The organism is Ruegeria sp. O5, assembly GCF_056535105.1.
This window is the reverse complement of record NZ_JBQERN010000001.1, coordinates 270,186-286,187: the sequence shown is the minus strand read 5'-3', so window position 1 is coordinate 286,187 and position 16,002 is coordinate 270,186. Positions and strand designations below refer to the sequence as shown.

The following is a 16,002-nucleotide window of genomic DNA, read 5'->3' as shown; positions in this document are numbered from 1 at the left end:
ACATTTGTGAACTTTAGGGAGCGTTACCGCTAACCCACTGAAATCAAACGGATCGCCTGATCCTGTTTCATCAGCCACAAAAGTACACGTGCGGCCCTTCCCCTGTCCGAAGTCAGTTTGGGATCGGTCGTTAGCAGCGCCCGCGCATCGGATTGGGCGACGGCCATCAATCCTGCCTGACGTTCCAGATCCGCGATATGGAATTTTGGCAACCCGGATTGCGCAGTTCCGATCAGATCGCCCGCGCCTCGCATCTCAAGGTCAGTTTCCGAGATTCGGAAGCCATCCTCTGTCTCGCGCAGAACCTCCAGCCGCTTGCGCCCTCCCTCGCTGAGCGGTGGTTGATACATCAGCAAACAGGTGGATTCCGCATCCCCGCGCCCGACGCGCCCCCGCAACTGGTGCAATTGCGCCAGCCCAAAGATCTCGGCCCGTTCAATGACCATGATCGTTGCGTTGGGTACGTTCACGCCGACCTCGATCACCGTCGTGGCAACAAGGACCTTTGTTTTCCCGTTCTGAAATGCGCTCATCGCGGCGTCTTTGTCGGCAGGTGGCATCTGACCATGAACCAGCCCCACAACACCCTCGCCCAAAATGGCCCGCAGGCGTTTGAAGCGTTCCTCGGCCGCTGTCAGGTCCGAAACTTCGGATTCGTCGACCAGAGGGCACACCCAGTAACACTGTCGCCCCTCATCAATCGCACGCCGCAGGTGGGCCATGACTTCGTCCATGCGCTGTGTGTTGACAATCGCCGTTTTGATCGGTTTTCGCCCCGGAGGCTTTTCATCCAGCACCGAAACATCCATGTCGCCGTATTGCGCCAGCGCCAGACTGCGCGGGATGGGGGTGGCAGTCATTACCAGAACATCTGCCCCCTTGCCTTTTTCCGACAACTCCATCCTCTGCCGCACGCCAAACCGGTGCTGTTCGTCGACGATGGCCAATCTCAGCGCCTGGAATTCAACATCGCTTTGAAACACTGCATGTGTGCCAACCAGTATGTGAATATCGCCTTGTTTAAGCGCCTCAAGCTTGGCACGCCGCTCCGCGCCCTTGTCACGCCCGGTGAGCAGTTCCAGAACCACTCCGGCTTGCTCCGCCAGGGGGCGCAATCCTTCCAGATGCTGGCGCGCCAGAATTTCGGTCGGGGCCATCATCACGCCCTGCCCGCCTGCCTCAACCACGATCAGAAGGGCCATGAAGGCCACCAGCGTCTTACCGGCGCCGACGTCGCCCTGTAACAGCCGGTTCATTCGGGCGTCAGATGCCATATCAGCCGAAATCTCATCAATGGCGCGCGTTTGTGCGCCGGTCGGGCGATATGGAAGGCTTGCCAGCACTTTCGATTGCAGTACCCCGGTTCCCACGCTGACGATTCCCCGCGACTTGCGCTCTCGTTGCCGGGCCAGAGCGAGCGTCAGCTGATGCGCAAACAACTCGTCATACGCCAACCTCTGACGCGCAGGGGCAAACGGCGCTACATCATCCGCGCCGCGCGGATTGTGACCGGCGTGAACGGCCGCCGACCAGCTCGGCCAGTTTTGCTGTGACACCTGCGCCGGATCGATCCATTCCTCTAGCTTGGGTGCGCGTGCCAATGCGCTGCGGCTGGCCTTGAACGCTGTTTTCTGCGTCAGCCCTTGCGTCAGGTGGTAAACCGGTTCGAATTCCGGGATATCTCCGGCCTGTTCAACGGGCAGCATGTGGTCTGGGTGCACCATCTGCGCCATACCGTCGAACAGTTCCAACTTGCCGGAAACCACGCGGCGTGATCCTTGCGGCAACACTTTCTTCAGATACTCACCACGTGCGTGGAAAAAGACCAGCTGGAAATCGGCCTGACTGTCTTCGACATGAACGCGGTAGGCCCCCCCCTTGTTGCGGGGTGGCCTGTGCAGGCCAACTGTCACTTCGACAGTCAGAGTGGCCGGCAGGTCCACCCCCTGAATTGTATCCCGCCTGCGCCGATCCACCACGGCATAAGGCAGGCTGAACAGAACATCGCGCGGGGATTCCGCCCCGGTCTGTGCCATGGCTTGTGCGGTCTTGGGGCCGACGCCATCCAACGTTTCCAGCCCCGCAAATAGCGGGAAAAGCTGTTCGGGCCGTCCGCTCATGCGCCTTCTATCAGCTGAAGCCAGCCATCCTCGTCCAAAGTTTCGATCCCAAGTTCCGCTGCCTTCTTCGCCTTTGACCCGGCCCCGGGACCCGCAACCAGAATATCGGTTTTCTTGCTGACAGATCCGGAAACCTTCGCGCCCAACGCCTCGGCCCGCGCTTTCGCCTCGGCGCGGGTCATCTTTTCCAGCGTTCCGGTGAACACTACGGTTTTACCCGCGACCGGACTGTCCGAGGCTGGCGCGTCGGGGGCGATAACCGTCAATTCGCTGCGCAGCGTGTCGAAAGCCCGTCGTTCCTCTTCATTGGCAAATGCGTCCGACAGCGAAAGGCCAAGCGTTGCGCCAATACCGTCGATGCCGATCAGCTCTGTCCAGGCGGCATTGGCATCTGCACCGACATTGGCATCCGCGATGGCTGCGTCCCGCACTTCTTTCACGCGCGCGCGACGCCCTTCAAGCTGGGCCGCCGCACGCTCGGCATCTTCCGCCTCATCCGCCCGCCTTTGGGCCAGCGCAGCCGGGCGTGCAGTGTCCAACGCGAGCGCCATTGCATCCCAGTCGCGGTAAAAAAGTGCCAGATCACGCGCGCCCACTTCACCAACATGTCGAATGCCCAGTGCGAACAACAAGCGCGCAAAGGGAATCTTCCGTTTTTCATCAATGGCTTCGAACAGGTTCCTGGCGGATGTTTCGCCCCACCCGTCCCGGTTTTTCAACCGCGTCAGACTAGCTGAGTCCCGCTGTTCCAGCGTGAAGATATCAGCTGGCGCATTGATCGGAAGGGTTGGATCACCATAGAACATTTCAATCTGTTTTGCACCCAGCCCTTCTATATCAAAAGCTTTGCGCGACACGAAATGTTTCAGCTTTTCAACGGCCTGCGCAGGACAGATCAGGCCGCCGGTGCACCGTCGAACCGCGTCGCCCTCTTCACGGATCGCATCGCTTCCGCATTCGGGGCAATGTGTCGGAAAGGCAAAGGGGCGTGCATCGGCGGGGCGTTTGGACAAGTCGACATCCGACAGTTTGGGGATCACGTCGCCCGCGCGATAGACCTGAACCCAATCGCCCACTCGGACATCTTTTCCATCACGGATCGTGCCGCCTTTGGCGTCGCGCCCGGCGATGTAATCCTCGTTGTGCAAAGTGGCATTGGAGACGACCACCCCGCCAACCGTTACAGGATGCAACCGTGCCACGGGGCTGAGCGCCCCTGTTCGACCAACCTGAATGTCGATCGCCTCCAATCTGGTCCAGGCCAGTTCGGCTGGGAATTTATGTGCGATTGCCCATCTTGGCGTCGTTGAGCGGAAACCCAGACGCGCCTGCAACGACAGATCGTTTACCTTGTAGACAACCCCATCGATGTCATACCCCAAGGTCGCACGCTGCGCTTCGATATCCCGGTAATGAGCGATCATGTCCTCAGTCGTGGTACATAGCCGGGTCAAGGGATTCGTGGGGAACCCAAGGGCCGCAAGACGCTCAATCGCTCCCATCTGGGTATCCGCCAAAGGTTCTGACAGTTCACCCCAGGCATAGGCGAAGAAGCGCAACGGGCGCGATCGGGTAATCTCCGAATCCAGCTGACGCAGTGACCCTGCCGCCGCATTGCGCGGGTTGGCAAAGGACTTGCCCCCCCGTTCAGCCTGCCGCTTATTCAACGCTTCGAAATCAGAGTGAGACATGTAAATCTCGCCCCGGACCTCAAGAATTTCGGGCGCGTTTTCAATCTGCTGTGGAATATCAGAGACGGTGCACGCGTTGGCCGTCACGTTCTCGCCAACTTCACCGTCGCCCCGCGTTGCGGCCTGAACCAGCTGTCCGCTCTCATAGCGCAAGGACAAAGACAGGCCGTCAATCTTGGGTTCGGCTGTGAAAGCCAGCGGCGCGCCTGCATCAAGGCCCAGATATTTGCGAATCGAGGTGTCGAAATCGGCAATGTCCCCATCGTCGAACGCGTTGCCCAGTGACATCATTCGGACGGCATGAGTAACTTTCGAAAACCCGTCCGCCGGTTTGGCACCGACTTGCTCTGTTGGGCTGTCAGCACGTTTCAAGTGGGGGAAACGCGCCTCGATCTCGGCGTTTCTGCGTTTGAGGGCATCATAATCCGCATCCGACAACTCGGGCGCATCTTCTGCGTGATACAGAGTGTTGGCTCGCGACAGGATGTCCGCCAACCGCGCCAGTTCGGCACGCGCCTCATCATCCGTCAGGTCTGATATGGGAATGGAATTGCTCATGGCCTCGCCCTGTCACGCGTTCTTGGACCTCAGTGATAGGGCGAGGTCATGGCCAGGTCCAGATGTGCTGAGCCGTGAGTGCAACGTGCCGCCCTGGACTACCAGCGACACAAACGGTTCAAATCAGAGGCCGACCGCCATTCGCGTCTCGTCCAGAGTGTTGCTTTGCGGGTCGCGCAACACGTAGCCCCGCCCCCAAACGGTTTCGATATAATTCTCACCACCGGTTGCATTGCTGAGCTTTTTGCGCAGTTTGCAGATGAAGACGTCGATGATCTTCAGCTCAGGTTCATCCATGCCGCCGTATAAGTGATTCAGAAACATTTCCTTGGTCAGAGTCGTACCCTTACGCAAGCTGAGCAATTCCAGCATCTGGTACTCTTTTCCTGTCAGGTGCACGGTTTTTCCGTCCACCTCAACGGTCTTGGCGTCCAGATTTACGGCCACGCGACCTGTGTGGATGATGGACTGCGAATGCCCTTTCGACCGGCGGATGATGGCATGAATGCGGGCCACCAGTTCTTCGCGGTGGAAGGGTTTGGTCAGATAGTCATCCGCGCCAAACCCGAAACCTTTGATCTTGCTGTCCGTATCATCTGCGCCCGAAAGGATCAGGATCGGTGTTTCCACCCGGGAAATCCGCAACTGGCGCAACACTTCATGCCCGTTCATGTCCGGCAGGTTCAGGTCCAGCAAGATCAGGTCGTAATCGTAGAGCTTTGCCAGATCGATACCTTCTTCGCCAAGATCCGTTGCATAAACGTTTAGGTTCGCATGCGTCAGCATCAGTTCGATGCTTTTAGACGTGGTCGGATCATCCTCGACAAGAAGTATACGCATTTTCACTGCTCCAATTCGGGTCAATAATTCCAATTAAAATCAAACCTGACCAAGAATGGTTAATCTGACGTTACCGTTGAATCATTTATTCTCGCTCTCCTTTAGGTTGTCGATACTTTTTTAAGGCCGTGGCTTTCAAAGCCTCGACACCGTGTTCCGCGACTAGGGAAACCCAGCCGTTGAACTCTTCGTCACTTATGCCGTATTTCTGTTTTGCCTCAGACAGGCTGATCAGCCCGTAAAGCACCCCACGCACGACCAGAATCTTGCGTGAGGCCACCCACCGCCTTGTGCTTGTTGGCGGCAGATCGGCGCGCGTCAGTATGGACCCGTCCGGCAGAGAAACAGACCTTGGCCCTTCCACTTTGTGCAAATACATCGCTTTACCCTTTTTGCTGCATCAAAGCTGACGCCAGCCTACTTAAGGTCGTATGAAACCGCCTCTTGAGAGTGTGTAGAATTTTCCTATATTCTGCCGGTCTTTCTTAACCCGGACAGGAACCGCCAATGGCCCTCGACACCGAGACCCCGCTGAACTCGCTTGGCTTTGCCAAACCGCCCTCGGAAACGCGGGTGGTTGTGGCCATGTCGGGGGGCGTCGATAGCTCTGTTGTCGCAGCCTATCTGGCCGATCAGGGCTATGACGTGGTCGGTGTGACACTGCAACTCTATGATCATGGAGCGGCTCTGGCCAAGAAAGGGGCGTGCTGTGCCGGGATCGATATCCACGATGCGCGCCGCGTGGCAGAAGAGCGTGGGTTTCCCCACTATGTTCTGGACTACGAAAACATCTTCAAGGACGCGGTGATTGATGAGTTTGCGGAAAGCTATCTGGCAGGTGCAACGCCCGTACCCTGCATCCGCTGCAACGAGCGCGTAAAATTCAAGGACCTTCTGGAAACCGCCAAGGATCTTGAGGCCGACTGTATGGCCACCGGACACTATATCCAGCGCAAGATGGGGCCAAACGGCCCGGAACTGCACAGCGCCGAAGATGCCAACCGGGACCAATCCTATTTCCTGTTTTCGACGACGCCGGAACAGCTTGATTTCCTGCGCTTCCCGTTGGGTCACCTGCCCTCAAAAGACGCGACCCGCGAAATGGCGGCTCAATATGGGTTGTCTGTGGCGGACAAACCCGACAGTCAGGACATCTGCTTTGTGCCCGATGGCAATTATGCCAGCGTTATAGAAAAGCTGCGCCCCGGTGCTGCGGAGCCGGGCGAGATTGTTCATGCCGATGGCCGCGTTCTGGCACAGCATAACGGTGTGATCCATTACACGATCGGCCAAAGGCGCGGCTTGGGCATCGGCGGTCTGAGCGAACCGCTTTATGTGGTCAAGCTGGACGTGGACAAGAAACAGGTCGTTGTCGGCCCCAAAGAGATGCTGGCAACGCGTGTCGTGCCCGTGCGTGAGATCAACTGGCTGGGCGATGAACCCTTCACATCGCGCGAAGAATGGCACCTGTCAGTCAAGGTCCGTTCGACCCGCCCCCCGCGCGAGGCCATTATTCGACCGCTGTCCGACACCGCTGCTGAGGTGGAATTGCTGACACCCGAAGAAGGCATCTCGCCCGGTCAGGCCTGCGTCTTCTATGCCTCAGAAGGCAGCCGCATCTTTGGCGGTGGCTGGATCTGGCGCGGATACTAGGCTGAAACGGGTTCAACCACGGGTTCGATCTGGATCTGAAGCGCATCGTTGAACCGGTTGAATGCACCGCACAATGCGATGCGCCAGGTTAACTCGACAATCTGGGCATCGCTGAACCAGTCCCGCAGGTTGGAAACCTCAGCGTCGCGCATGCGGCCTGATCGTGTCGTCACCGCCTCGGCGTATCGCACGACTGCCTTGTCGCACGCGTCCAGTTCGGGGTGGTTGTCGACATCTGGCAGGCGCGCCGCGCCTTCGGGGCTGAGACCTGCAACCGTCAACAGCGGAGTATGATGCGAGACGCAGTAGTCACAGGCGTTCAATTTGGAAACCGTCACCATGGCCAGTTCCAGCGCACGACGCGGCAAGGTTTGCTGTTCCCGCAACGCCGTCAACATGCCCGCGACATGTTCCAGAACCGGTGGACAATGTGCGGCAACCCGGGCCCAATTGTCGAACGGGCCATAAGCACCCAAAGCCGCATGTGACGCGCGTGTCTCGTCTGCCATCTCAGGGTCTGACAAAGGGGGGATGCGGGTCATGATGAAATCTCCTTTTCAGCGAGGATATCTTAAGTCCGCACCGCTGCAACAGACGGTCTCGGATAACAAACCCGAGACGGAATGCCGAAACAGGCCTGTTACAGGGCATCCGTGGGCGAATTGAAGAGGATGTAAAGCCCGACGCAGACCATGATATATGGGGCGATCCGATCCATACGGGCGACGCGTGGCCCAAGGCTTTTGGCCCGAGGTGCGCCCCAGGCGGCAACTACGACCAGAACTGAAGCGGCCAGTGCTGCGCCGATCAAGGCGGCAACACGGTATGAAGGGGCAGACTCCGCCAATAGCGGTGTCATGACCGCGAAACTGTCAATCGACAGGCTCAGGAACAGGGTAACCACCGATGTTACGGCCCCTTTTGCCTCGGTTCCTTCAGAATTGGCCCCGAAAAACTGCCGCCAGATTCCGCGCAAACCAAAGGCCAGTGGTACAAGACCCAGAAACCCGATCCAAAACGGTGCGCCGCTCTGGTCAACACCCAATGCGACGGTCATGGCCAATGTCAGAACAATTGTCTGCGCGACGGCAAAGCCAATGATGGCGCGGCGTTGCTCGATCACCAATATCAAACCCAGTAGGACGGCCAGATTGTCCAGATTGGTGGATATCATGGCAACCCCGGCTGAAGCGGCGAACAGCGTGTGATCAAGCATGCTCAATCTGCATTCTGTCCAGCACAGCTCGTGCCGCCCTCAACCCCGGTGCTTCTCCTCCGCGCCCCAACCGTTCCATTGTCAGGTTCATCGCGAGTTGCTGAGCGTCAGGGGCATTGGTCACATCATGCAGGGCTTTGGCGATCTTGTCCGGCTGGCAATCGTTCAGCAGGCATTCAGGCACGGCGCGTGTTTCAGATACCAGATTGACCAATGTAACAGTGTCCAGCTTGACCATGCGTTCGGCCATTTTCTGGGTCAGCCAATTGAGTTTGTAGGCGATCACCATAGGTGTATTCTGCGCCGCCAGTTCCAAAGAAACCGTACCCGAAGCGGCCAGCGCGATACATGCCGTGCCAAAAGCCGCGCGTTTTTCGACCGTGGCTTGCCCGGCCCCCATTTGTCGCGGGTCGAGCACTATTGGTGCGCCCGGCCAGCTTTGCGTCAGAGCGTTGACCAGGTCAGTTGTCGCACCCACGGTTGGAACCACGACACGATAACTGGGATGGTCCGTCAAAAACAGCCGCAATGCCTCACCGAACGTGTCTGCCAGACGTTCGATCTCACCCCGTCGCGATCCGGGCAGAGCCAGCAGGACTGGTGCATCCCCTAGGTCGTACCTGCTCCGGAAGGCCGCAATCTCGGCCTGTGTTGCCGTCGGTTCGCTGGCAACAGGGTGGCCGACAAAGTCGCACTCCATCCCTGCCCGCTCCATGTATGGCGGCTCGAACGGAAGCAGTGCCAGCACATGGTCGATGACCTTTGCCATTTTATCCGCCCGCCCCGGACGCCAGGCCCAGACACTGGGCGCAACGTAATGCACGGTGCGAATACCACTGGCGCCCTTGACGATTTTGGCGACACGCAGGCTGAAATCGGGGCTGTCGATGGTAATCAGAACATCCGGCTGTGTGTCCAAAACTGCGTGCGCGGTCTCCGAGATCCGACGCTTGAGGTGGAAAAACTTCGGCAGAACCTCGATCAAACCCATCACCGAAAGTTCCGACATTGGAAACCGGCTGGTCAGCCCCTGAGCCGCCATCAAAGGTCCGCCCACCCCGTCGAATTCAATATCGGGGATCAGTGTTTTCAGCCCCTCCATCAACGCGCCGCCCAGCCGGTCGCCCGAAGGTTCACCGGCGACCAGAAAGACGCGCATCAGACTGCCCGCTCGCGAATATACAGGAACAGCCCAAGACGGTTACATTCGGCGATGACCTGTTCTTTTTCCAAAACCAGAACACCGCCCTTTTCCAGAACGATGCCAGACAAGCCTGCCGCGACCGCATCCGTGACGGTGTCGGGCCCGATGGCAGGCAGATCAGCACGCCGATCTTGATCGGGCTTTGGGCCTTTGAACAGTATGCCGCCGCCCGCGTCCGGGCGTTGCGTCAGGGATTGAAGCATCCAGGCGGTTCCAAAGATGCCCTCGACTGCCAAAACCTGCCCTTTTGAGACGGCACAGGCCTGACCAATATCCGCAGCCCCCATGGCCCGCAGAATTCCGGCAGCACGATCTGCATCCGTCATGTCACTTTCGGATGGATGCACTTCGGTCAGACAGCCCAAAGGCGGCAACAGACCCGGGGCGATTTCTTGCGCGGCACGCACCCGTAAGCCTGCGCTTTCCAGCAGGCCAATAACAGCCCGCAATGCTCCGTCATCACCCGACAGCATGGCCTGCTGGATCACCGGAACCAACGGCATCGTTGCCGCGTCAATACGTTTGGGATCAACCTTCGGGCGCCGAACTGCGCCGGCCATACAAATCTCGGTCACGCCCTTCGCCTGAAGCCCGGCAATAAAACTGCCAAGCTGTTCAAGCGGAAACACGATATCTGCCGTCAGATCATCCGGCAGGAACCCTTCCATCGCGCAGATCAGCGGACGTTCTGCCAGCTGGGCAACCAATTCGGTCGGCAGCGCCCCGGTTCCCGCAATCAACGCAAGCATGTCCCTATTTCCTCGGTGTCAGGAACGACCGATCGCTGTGTCCGGTGACAAAATCAACGATCCGCTGCACATAGTCGCTGTCGTTACCCTGACCAAGACGGTTGGCGCGATCCATGAATGTTCCATCGCCTTCAGACAGCTCCTTGAACGCGGCACGCAACGCCGAGATGTCTTCGCGCGAAACACCTTTACGCTTGAGACCCACGAGGTTCAGACCTTCAAGCTCACCCCGGGAGGCTTGTACCAAACCGTAGGGAATGACGTCCTTTGGCACCATGGTGAGCGCACCGATGATCGCCCCGCGACCAACACGCACCCACTGGTGCAGGCCCGAAATGCCACCGACGATCACATCATCCTCGACGATGCAGTGACCAGCTGCCCCTGCGTGGTTCACCATGATAACCCGGTTGCCGATCTGCACGTCATGGGCCACATGAACACCTGCCATCAGCAGGCAATCATCCCCGATCCGGGTTACACCGCCGCCACCTTCGGTCCCGGTATTGATCGTCACGTGCTCGCGAATGCGGTTGCGCTGACCGATTTCAAGGCGCGTGTTTTCACCGCCGAATTTCAGGTCCTGCGGAATCTCACCGATCACCGAAAAATTAAAGATCACGGTGTCTTCACCAATCGATGTGTCACCGGTCACAACGACATGAGACTTCAGTTCGACCCGATCAGCCAGTTTTACATTGGCGCCCACATAGCTGAAAGGACCGATGACGCAATCCTGCCCGATCTGCGCCCCGTCTTCGATAATCGCGCTGGGGTGGATACCGCTCATGTTGTTTTTTCCATATCCCAATCGACATAGGCCGAGAATTCTGCCTCGGCGGCCACTTCACCATCAACAGTTGCGCGGCCGTTGAATTTGAAAAGCTTGCCACCTTTCTTGCCGCGAACCGTTTCGACATGCATTTCCAGGACGTCGCCAGGAACAACTTTCCTGCGGAATTTGCATTTGTCGATGCTCATGAAATAGATCAGCAACTCGGTGTCGATGACATCCATACCCACGCCCAGCATCACGCCTGCTGTCTGCGCCATCGCCTCAACGATGGTAACACCTGGCATGATTGGAGTTCCCGGGAAATGCCCTTGGAAATGCGGCTCGTTCATGGTGACGTTCTTGATACCTCGGGCTGATTGATAGCCAGAGATGTCCACCACCTTGTCGACCAGCAAAAAAGGATAACGATGCGGCAGGATCCTTTGGATCAACTGAATATCGGCGCTTTTGGGTTCCGTTGTCATGATTCAGGTATCCCGTTCTGAATGTTTCTTTTTCAGCGTGGTTAGCAATACAGCCTCGCAAGGGCAAGCGAACCTATTCGCTTGTGTCCTTCTGCAAACCGCTGCCATCGCCAATTGCCGTGTTCACACGGATTATCGCGGCCTCGGTGATATCTGACGTGCTTACAACGACATTGGAGCGTTCGATGATCACGCTGGCCCCGAATTCGCGTAGCAAATCAACAAGGATCGGGCGAACAATTTCAAAAAACGTTTGCTGCGCTTCCTCGCTGCGACGTGCCAGCGCATCCAGCTTTGCCCTTTGTCCGTCTCGATGGGACTGAACCTTGACATCGAACGCTTCGGCCAGCGGGCGAAACTCCTCCGCTGGCATGGTCGCACGCTTTTCGGTCAGGTCTTTTTCTTCTCGGCTGAGTTCCGCGACAATCCGTTCATTTTCTTCCGCAAGCATTGCGCTTTCTTTTTCGATCTCGCGCAACACACGTTGCCCAAATGCGGAATTCTTGAACAGCTGCTCACCGGACAACGTAACCACGCTGGCTTGCGGAACACCTAGCTGCTGCGCATCAGCCGAAGGGGCCTGAAACAGCATCATAAATGCACACAGGGCCCAAAGCGGGCCCTGTATCAAGGTAAAGAACCTGTTCGTCATCGCAGATCAGAACCGGGCCTGAATGGTCAGGTCAAAGTTCTGTTCCTTGTCGAACGTTTCCTTTTTCAGAGCCTTCGAGAAGTTGAACTGCAAAGGTCCAAACGGCGTTTCCCACAAGACCGAGATACCGATAACGTGACGAATGGACCCGTCTGCGCCAACGATATTTGCCCCTGCGGTGTTCACATCGTTGATGTTGTAAAGGTTTCCAACGTCATAGAACAGACCGCCCCGCAGGCCCAGTTCCTCGGGCAGACCCAAGGGGAAATCGGTTTCAAAACGCGCGACCCAGTAATAGTTGCCGCCGATGGCATCGTCCTGACCATTGGACAAATCACGCGGGCCAAGACCCGCAGGCTCAAAACCGCGGAAAGTACGAGGCCCCAACACAAAACGGTCGACGGTGCGGCTGAAGTCATTTCCACTCCAATTCAACGCACCCAGCTCCAATGTGGCCCGTAGTACCACTTCTTCATTCCAGACCCGCGTTTGGGCGATACCGCGCGCAGTGGTTTTGAAATACTTGTTATCACCACCAAGGCCTGCCGCGTCGACGCCCACCTCGAACAGAACACCAGAATTCGGGTCCAGACCACCAATCCGGCTGTCATAAATGTAGGACAGTCCCAGTGAACTGGACGTCCGTTTGCCTTGCGCGATCTCGGATGCGATCACTGCGCCATTGGTCTGATTGCTTTGTTGCGTCATCTCGCTGCGGTCCCAGCCATAGCGCAGACGAAGAGCGGACAGTTCACCGATTGCATAGGTCAGCTGAGGTGTGAAGAACAACGAGCTCGTGTCGTAGCTGGCAAAGCCGGAATTGGTCGCCGACAGTCCCAGTCCAAGATCGAAACGCAGCTTTCGGCCCAGCAAATAGGGTTCGGTGAAGTTAATCGTGTACTGTTCTGAATCCTGTGCTGTCGAGATCGAAACACCAAGATTCTGACCGCGTCCCAGGAAATTTGCCTCGTTCAGGCCGATTGCAATCCCGAAGCCGTCTGTGACCGAGTAGCTGCCGCCAAGGCTCAGCGAACCTGTAGGCTGTTCCTCGACATCCACATCCAGAATGACCTGGCTGGGTGACGACCCTTCCCGAGGCTCGACCTCCGCAACTGCAAAGAACCCAAGCGCATTGATGCGTTCCGCGGCCTGACGGATTTCACGCGGGTTGAACGGGTCACCTTCTACAGTGTCAAACTGGCGGCGGATCACACGGTCCAGCGTGGTGGTGTTGCCTTCGATATCGATCCGTTCAACAAAAATCCGCGGACCTTTCGTCAGAACAAATTCAATGTCCAGGGTAAGATCACGGTCATTGCGCGTCACACGCGGTTCAACCCGCAGGAAATCGACACCCTGTTTCAACCCAAGGCGTTCTTGCCGCGCGATCGAGTTTTCCACCAGCGTCGGCGTATACGTCACGCCCGGTTTGATTTTCAGCACATCCTGATAAGGCGCTGCATCAACGCCGGCGATTTCACTAACCGTCGTGATCTTTCCAAACGAGAACTTTTGGCCTTCGGTGACGTTCATCACCAGAAAGAACGCATCCCGTTCGCGGGTAAACTCGACGTTGGCGCTGTTCACACGGAAATCGATATAGCCCCGCGACAGGTAGAAATCGCGAATGACCTGTTTGTCGAATTCAATGCGGTCGCCGATAAATGTGTCGTTGCGGAAGAACGTCCGCAGGAAGGTTGCCTGTTTGGTTTCCAGAACCCGGCGTAGCCTCCGGTCCGAATAGGCGCGGTTGCCGACAAAGCTGACGCGCTCGACCTCAATGGTCGTGCCTTCTGCCACTTCAAAGACCAGATCAACCCGGTTGTCGCTGCGACGGATAATGCGAGGAATAACGGTTGCCGCGACGCGACCCTGGGCCGAATACACTTCGGCAATGGTGTCGGCGTCTGCTTCGGCCGCCTGTGGCGTAAAGACCCGGCGGGGTTGCGACGAGATCACGTCCAGAAGAACGTCGTCTTTGACGCGAGCGTTCCCTTCGATGCTAATCTGGTTGATCGTTGGATATTCCTGGACCTGAATGACCAGAGTCGTGCCGCGCGGCGTCAGTTCAACTGTCTCAAATACACCACTGTCAAGCAAACGCTGATAGGCATCATTAAGCTGCCCGGCAGTTACAGTCTGGCCCGGTTCGATTCCGGTCCGAGCGATAATTGTTCCGGTTTCGATCCGGCGGTTCCCCTCAACATCGAACGAGTTGATTGTGTAGTTTTGCGCCGATGCCGCATGCGGAAACGCCAGTAAACTTACCGCAACAAAAAGGAAAAAAACCGTTAGCGCCTGCCACAAAATATTGTTTGTCGGCATATGCCCCCCGCAGGATGTGCCTGCGTCTCGCCTGTCAGTCATTTTATGCTCTACCCAGAATTTTGAGACTTTAATGCTGAGTAACGGGATTGAATGAGCTTGTCAAAAGGCGATATCGAAGCAGTTAGGCAGACGGCTTCGCGACAACAGACCTACGATTTTCCCGAGAATCACATTCCCGCCAGATAGGCGGCCCCAGCCATCGCCAACGCTGTAACGGCAAAACTCAACATAACATCCCAATTCAACATGAAGAGGAAGCTAAAGCTTTGATACGATTTTTTCAGCGTTTTGGACATGACTGTTCCCTTTAGACGGGAATGTTGTAGCGCTAAAATATGGCGGTAATGCGGCTGGAATCTGCTCCAGCCGCCACATTCAGCAGAACAGGTCGTTGCTGACCGAAAACAGCATCAGGGTCAGAATGATCGAGATTCCAATGCCCATGAGTATTCGCAACGCCCGGTCGCTGGGCGGTTTCCCGGCAATGGCTTCGTAGGCGTAGAAGACGAGATGTCCGCCATCCAACGCCGGAATGGGAAACAGGTTCAACAACCCGACCGCCGTCGACAGGACAGCAATGAAGAAGATAAAATTCTGCGCCCCCTGGCTGGCCATCGCCCCCGAAGTTTCGGCAATTCCGATTGGCCCCGAGATGTTGCAGGTGCTGATTGCACCTGTCACCATGTGCCACATGCCGGACAAGGACCCTTCGATGATGCGGCCAGTCTGGGTGACACCGCCCTTTAGGGAATCAAAAAGACCAGCCGGTACGGTAGCAGGCTCAAGCATCATGCCACCGACGATTCCGATGCGCCAATGGGTGACAAAACCACCATCAGGCTGCGGTTCATCCGTGCGCCGGGGCGCCAGGGCAAATTCCAACTCGGACCCATCCCGCCAGACTTCAAGCAGCAAGACGCGACCGTCCGATCCTTCGACATGATCCTTTAGCTGTTCGAAGGCAAAGATCGGTTCACCATTGACCGAGGTGATGACATCCCCTTGCTTCAGTTGGATATCCATAGCCGCGCTACGCGGAGCAACCTGACGGATCAGCGGCGGAAGCATCCAGGGGGCCTGAACCTCAAGGGGTTGGCCATCGCGGATCACGGAATAATCCAGAACCGGTTGAACAGGCAGCTGATCGATGAACTCCTTCCATGCGACTTCTTCGTCATAGTCCGGTGTCGGACGACCGGCGATAGCCGTAATCACATCTCCCTCGCGCAATTCCTGCACGGTGCCTGGCAAAGGCTGCAACGCGCCAACGGTCAGGGGTTCACGCGACACGCCCTGTGACCAGAAGATCAGGCCAAAAACCAGAATGGACATGGCGAAATTAAAGACCGGGCCAGCCGCGACAGTTGCTGCCCGTGCCCATAGCGGGGCGCCGTGCATGGTGCGGCGCAACTCCTCAGGATTTTGGGTCGCGATGTCTTCCATCGCCTCTTCATCCTTGCCCGAGGCCGCATTGGCATCGCCCAGAAATTTCACGTATCCACCAAAAGGCAACACTGCGATCTGCCACTTGGTTCCGCGTTTATCTTTGCGGCTCCAGAGCACCGGCCCAAACCCGAGTGAAAAGACTTCGGCATGGATACCAGACCACCGGCCCACAATGTAATGGCCATATTCATGCACGGCCACAATGACCGACAGCGCAATAACAAAGGCAACAATCGTCCACAGCAGATTGCCGAATTGCGGGATCAGCGAAAGTACGTCCAAAGT

General features: G+C 57.2%; 15 protein-coding genes. 1 reads left to right on the top strand and 14 read right to left on the bottom strand.

Going from position 1 to position 16,002, the window contains the following annotated elements; all coding sequences use genetic code 11:
* Nucleotides 1-29 precede the first annotated feature (29 nt).
* From recG to sciP, 4 genes are all read right to left on the bottom strand, one after another.
* Nucleotides 30-2,120 carry an ATP-dependent DNA helicase RecG gene (recG, locus tag ACR0M3_RS01395; protein WP_480909357.1) on the bottom strand — a complete coding sequence of 697 codons (2,091 nt, stop codon included), beginning with the start codon at nt 2,118-2,120 and terminating at the stop codon, nt 30-32.
* Nucleotides 2,117-4,369, bottom strand: a complete 2,253-nt coding sequence (gene ligA / locus ACR0M3_RS01390; protein WP_480909355.1) for an NAD-dependent DNA ligase LigA — start codon at nt 4,367-4,369, stop codon at nt 2,117-2,119. The genes recG and ligA overlap by 4 nt, the downstream gene beginning before the upstream one ends.
* 123 nt (nt 4,370-4,492) lie before the next feature.
* The gene (ctrA, locus tag ACR0M3_RS01385) at nt 4,493-5,209 is read right to left on the bottom strand and encodes a response regulator transcription factor CtrA (protein WP_480485691.1); all 717 of its coding nucleotides are present in this window, start codon (nt 5,207-5,209) and stop codon (nt 4,493-4,495) included.
* Between the two features lie 85 nt (nt 5,210-5,294).
* Nucleotides 5,295-5,588, bottom strand: a complete 294-nt coding sequence (gene sciP / locus ACR0M3_RS01380) for a CtrA inhibitor SciP (RefSeq protein WP_267364743.1) — start codon at nt 5,586-5,588, stop codon at nt 5,295-5,297.
* A 128-nt stretch (nt 5,589-5,716) separates the two neighbouring features.
* On the opposite strand from sciP, the gene mnmA reads away from it, so the two are divergent.
* Nucleotides 5,717-6,862: a tRNA 2-thiouridine(34) synthase MnmA gene (mnmA, locus tag ACR0M3_RS01375; protein WP_480909353.1), complete on the top strand. Its 1,146-nt coding sequence runs from the start codon at nt 5,717-5,719 to the stop codon at nt 6,860-6,862.
* Here mnmA and ACR0M3_RS01370 read toward each other — a convergent pair.
* The 10 genes from ACR0M3_RS01370 to rseP form a co-directional block, all read right to left on the bottom strand.
* Entirely contained in the window at nt 6,859-7,404 is a 546-nt protein-coding gene (locus tag ACR0M3_RS01370) for a carboxymuconolactone decarboxylase family protein (RefSeq protein ID WP_480772674.1), read from the bottom strand. The genes mnmA and ACR0M3_RS01370 overlap by 4 nt on opposite strands.
* A gap of 98 nt (nt 7,405-7,502) precedes the next feature.
* Nucleotides 7,503-8,078 (bottom strand): hypothetical protein, encoded by a 576-nt coding sequence (locus tag ACR0M3_RS01365; protein ID WP_480909350.1) that lies wholly within the window; start codon nt 8,076-8,078, stop codon nt 7,503-7,505.
* A complete protein-coding gene (lpxB, locus tag ACR0M3_RS01360) occupies nt 8,071-9,237 on the bottom strand; it encodes a lipid-A-disaccharide synthase (RefSeq protein ID WP_480909349.1) in 1,167 nt (388 codons plus the stop codon). Before lpxB ends, ACR0M3_RS01365 begins: the two co-directional genes overlap by 8 nt.
* Entirely contained in the window at nt 9,237-10,031 is a 795-nt protein-coding gene (locus ACR0M3_RS01355) for an LpxI family protein (protein WP_480909346.1), read from the bottom strand. Before ACR0M3_RS01355 ends, lpxB begins: the two co-directional genes overlap by 1 nt.
* Before the next feature lie 4 nt (nt 10,032-10,035).
* On the bottom strand, nt 10,036-10,821 hold the full coding sequence (gene lpxA, locus ACR0M3_RS01350) for an acyl-ACP--UDP-N-acetylglucosamine O-acyltransferase (RefSeq protein ID WP_267364736.1): 786 nt from the start codon (nt 10,819-10,821) through the stop codon (nt 10,036-10,038).
* Nucleotides 10,818-11,291 (bottom strand): 3-hydroxyacyl-ACP dehydratase FabZ, encoded by a 474-nt coding sequence (gene fabZ / locus ACR0M3_RS01345; RefSeq protein WP_267364735.1) that lies wholly within the window; start codon nt 11,289-11,291, stop codon nt 10,818-10,820. The genes lpxA and fabZ overlap by 4 nt, the downstream gene beginning before the upstream one ends.
* A 73-nt stretch (nt 11,292-11,364) precedes the next feature.
* Complete coding sequence (locus ACR0M3_RS01340) at nt 11,365-11,886, bottom strand: OmpH/Skp family outer membrane protein (RefSeq protein ID WP_480545593.1); 522 nt, start codon at nt 11,884-11,886, stop codon at nt 11,365-11,367.
* Nucleotides 11,887-11,949: 63 nt separating this feature from the next.
* Nucleotides 11,950-14,310 carry an outer membrane protein assembly factor BamA gene (gene bamA / locus ACR0M3_RS01335; protein WP_267364733.1) on the bottom strand — a complete coding sequence of 787 codons (2,361 nt, stop codon included), beginning with the start codon at nt 14,308-14,310 and terminating at the stop codon, nt 11,950-11,952.
* A gap of 128 nt (nt 14,311-14,438) precedes the next feature.
* Nucleotides 14,439-14,567, bottom strand: a complete 129-nt coding sequence (locus ACR0M3_RS01330) for a hypothetical protein (protein WP_267364732.1) — start codon at nt 14,565-14,567, stop codon at nt 14,439-14,441.
* Nucleotides 14,568-14,646: 79 nt separating this feature from the next.
* The gene (gene rseP, locus ACR0M3_RS01325; protein WP_480909343.1) at nt 14,647-15,999 is read right to left on the bottom strand and encodes an RIP metalloprotease RseP; all 1,353 of its coding nucleotides are present in this window, start codon (nt 15,997-15,999) and stop codon (nt 14,647-14,649) included.
* Between the last annotated feature and the right edge of the window lie 3 nt (nt 16,000-16,002).

What these genes read in the sequence shown, in the direction of transcription:
- recG (WP_480909357.1), bottom strand. Translation starts at nt 2,120, where the DNA reads ATGAGCGGACGGCCCGAACAGCTTTTCCCGCTATTTGCGGGGCTGGAA.
- ligA (WP_480909355.1), bottom strand. Translation starts at nt 4,369, where the DNA reads ATGAGCAATTCCATTCCCATATCAGACCTGACGGATGATGAGGCGCGT.
- ctrA (WP_480485691.1), bottom strand. Translation starts at nt 5,209, where the DNA reads ATGCGTATACTTCTTGTCGAGGATGATCCGACCACGTCTAAAAGCATC.
- sciP (WP_267364743.1), bottom strand. Translation starts at nt 5,588, where the DNA reads ATGTATTTGCACAAAGTGGAAGGGCCAAGGTCTGTTTCTCTGCCGGAC.
- mnmA (WP_480909353.1), top strand. Translation starts at nt 5,717, where the DNA reads ATGGCCCTCGACACCGAGACCCCGCTGAACTCGCTTGGCTTTGCCAAA.
- ACR0M3_RS01370 (WP_480772674.1), bottom strand. Translation starts at nt 7,404, where the DNA reads ATGACCCGCATCCCCCCTTTGTCAGACCCTGAGATGGCAGACGAGACA.
- ACR0M3_RS01365 (WP_480909350.1), bottom strand. Translation starts at nt 8,078, where the DNA reads ATGCTTGATCACACGCTGTTCGCCGCTTCAGCCGGGGTTGCCATGATA.
- lpxB (WP_480909349.1), bottom strand. Translation starts at nt 9,237, where the DNA reads ATGCGCGTCTTTCTGGTCGCCGGTGAACCTTCGGGCGACCGGCTGGGC.
- ACR0M3_RS01355 (WP_480909346.1), bottom strand. Translation starts at nt 10,031, where the DNA reads ATGCTTGCGTTGATTGCGGGAACCGGGGCGCTGCCGACCGAATTGGTT.
- lpxA (WP_267364736.1), bottom strand. Translation starts at nt 10,821, where the DNA reads ATGAGCGGTATCCACCCCAGCGCGATTATCGAAGACGGGGCGCAGATC.
- fabZ (WP_267364735.1), bottom strand. Translation starts at nt 11,291, where the DNA reads ATGACAACGGAACCCAAAAGCGCCGATATTCAGTTGATCCAAAGGATC.
- ACR0M3_RS01340 (WP_480545593.1), bottom strand. Translation starts at nt 11,886, where the DNA reads ATGATGCTGTTTCAGGCCCCTTCGGCTGATGCGCAGCAGCTAGGTGTT.
- bamA (WP_267364733.1), bottom strand. Translation starts at nt 14,310, where the DNA reads ATGACTGACAGGCGAGACGCAGGCACATCCTGCGGGGGGCATATGCCG.
- ACR0M3_RS01330 (WP_267364732.1), bottom strand. Translation starts at nt 14,567, where the DNA reads ATGTCCAAAACGCTGAAAAAATCGTATCAAAGCTTTAGCTTCCTCTTC.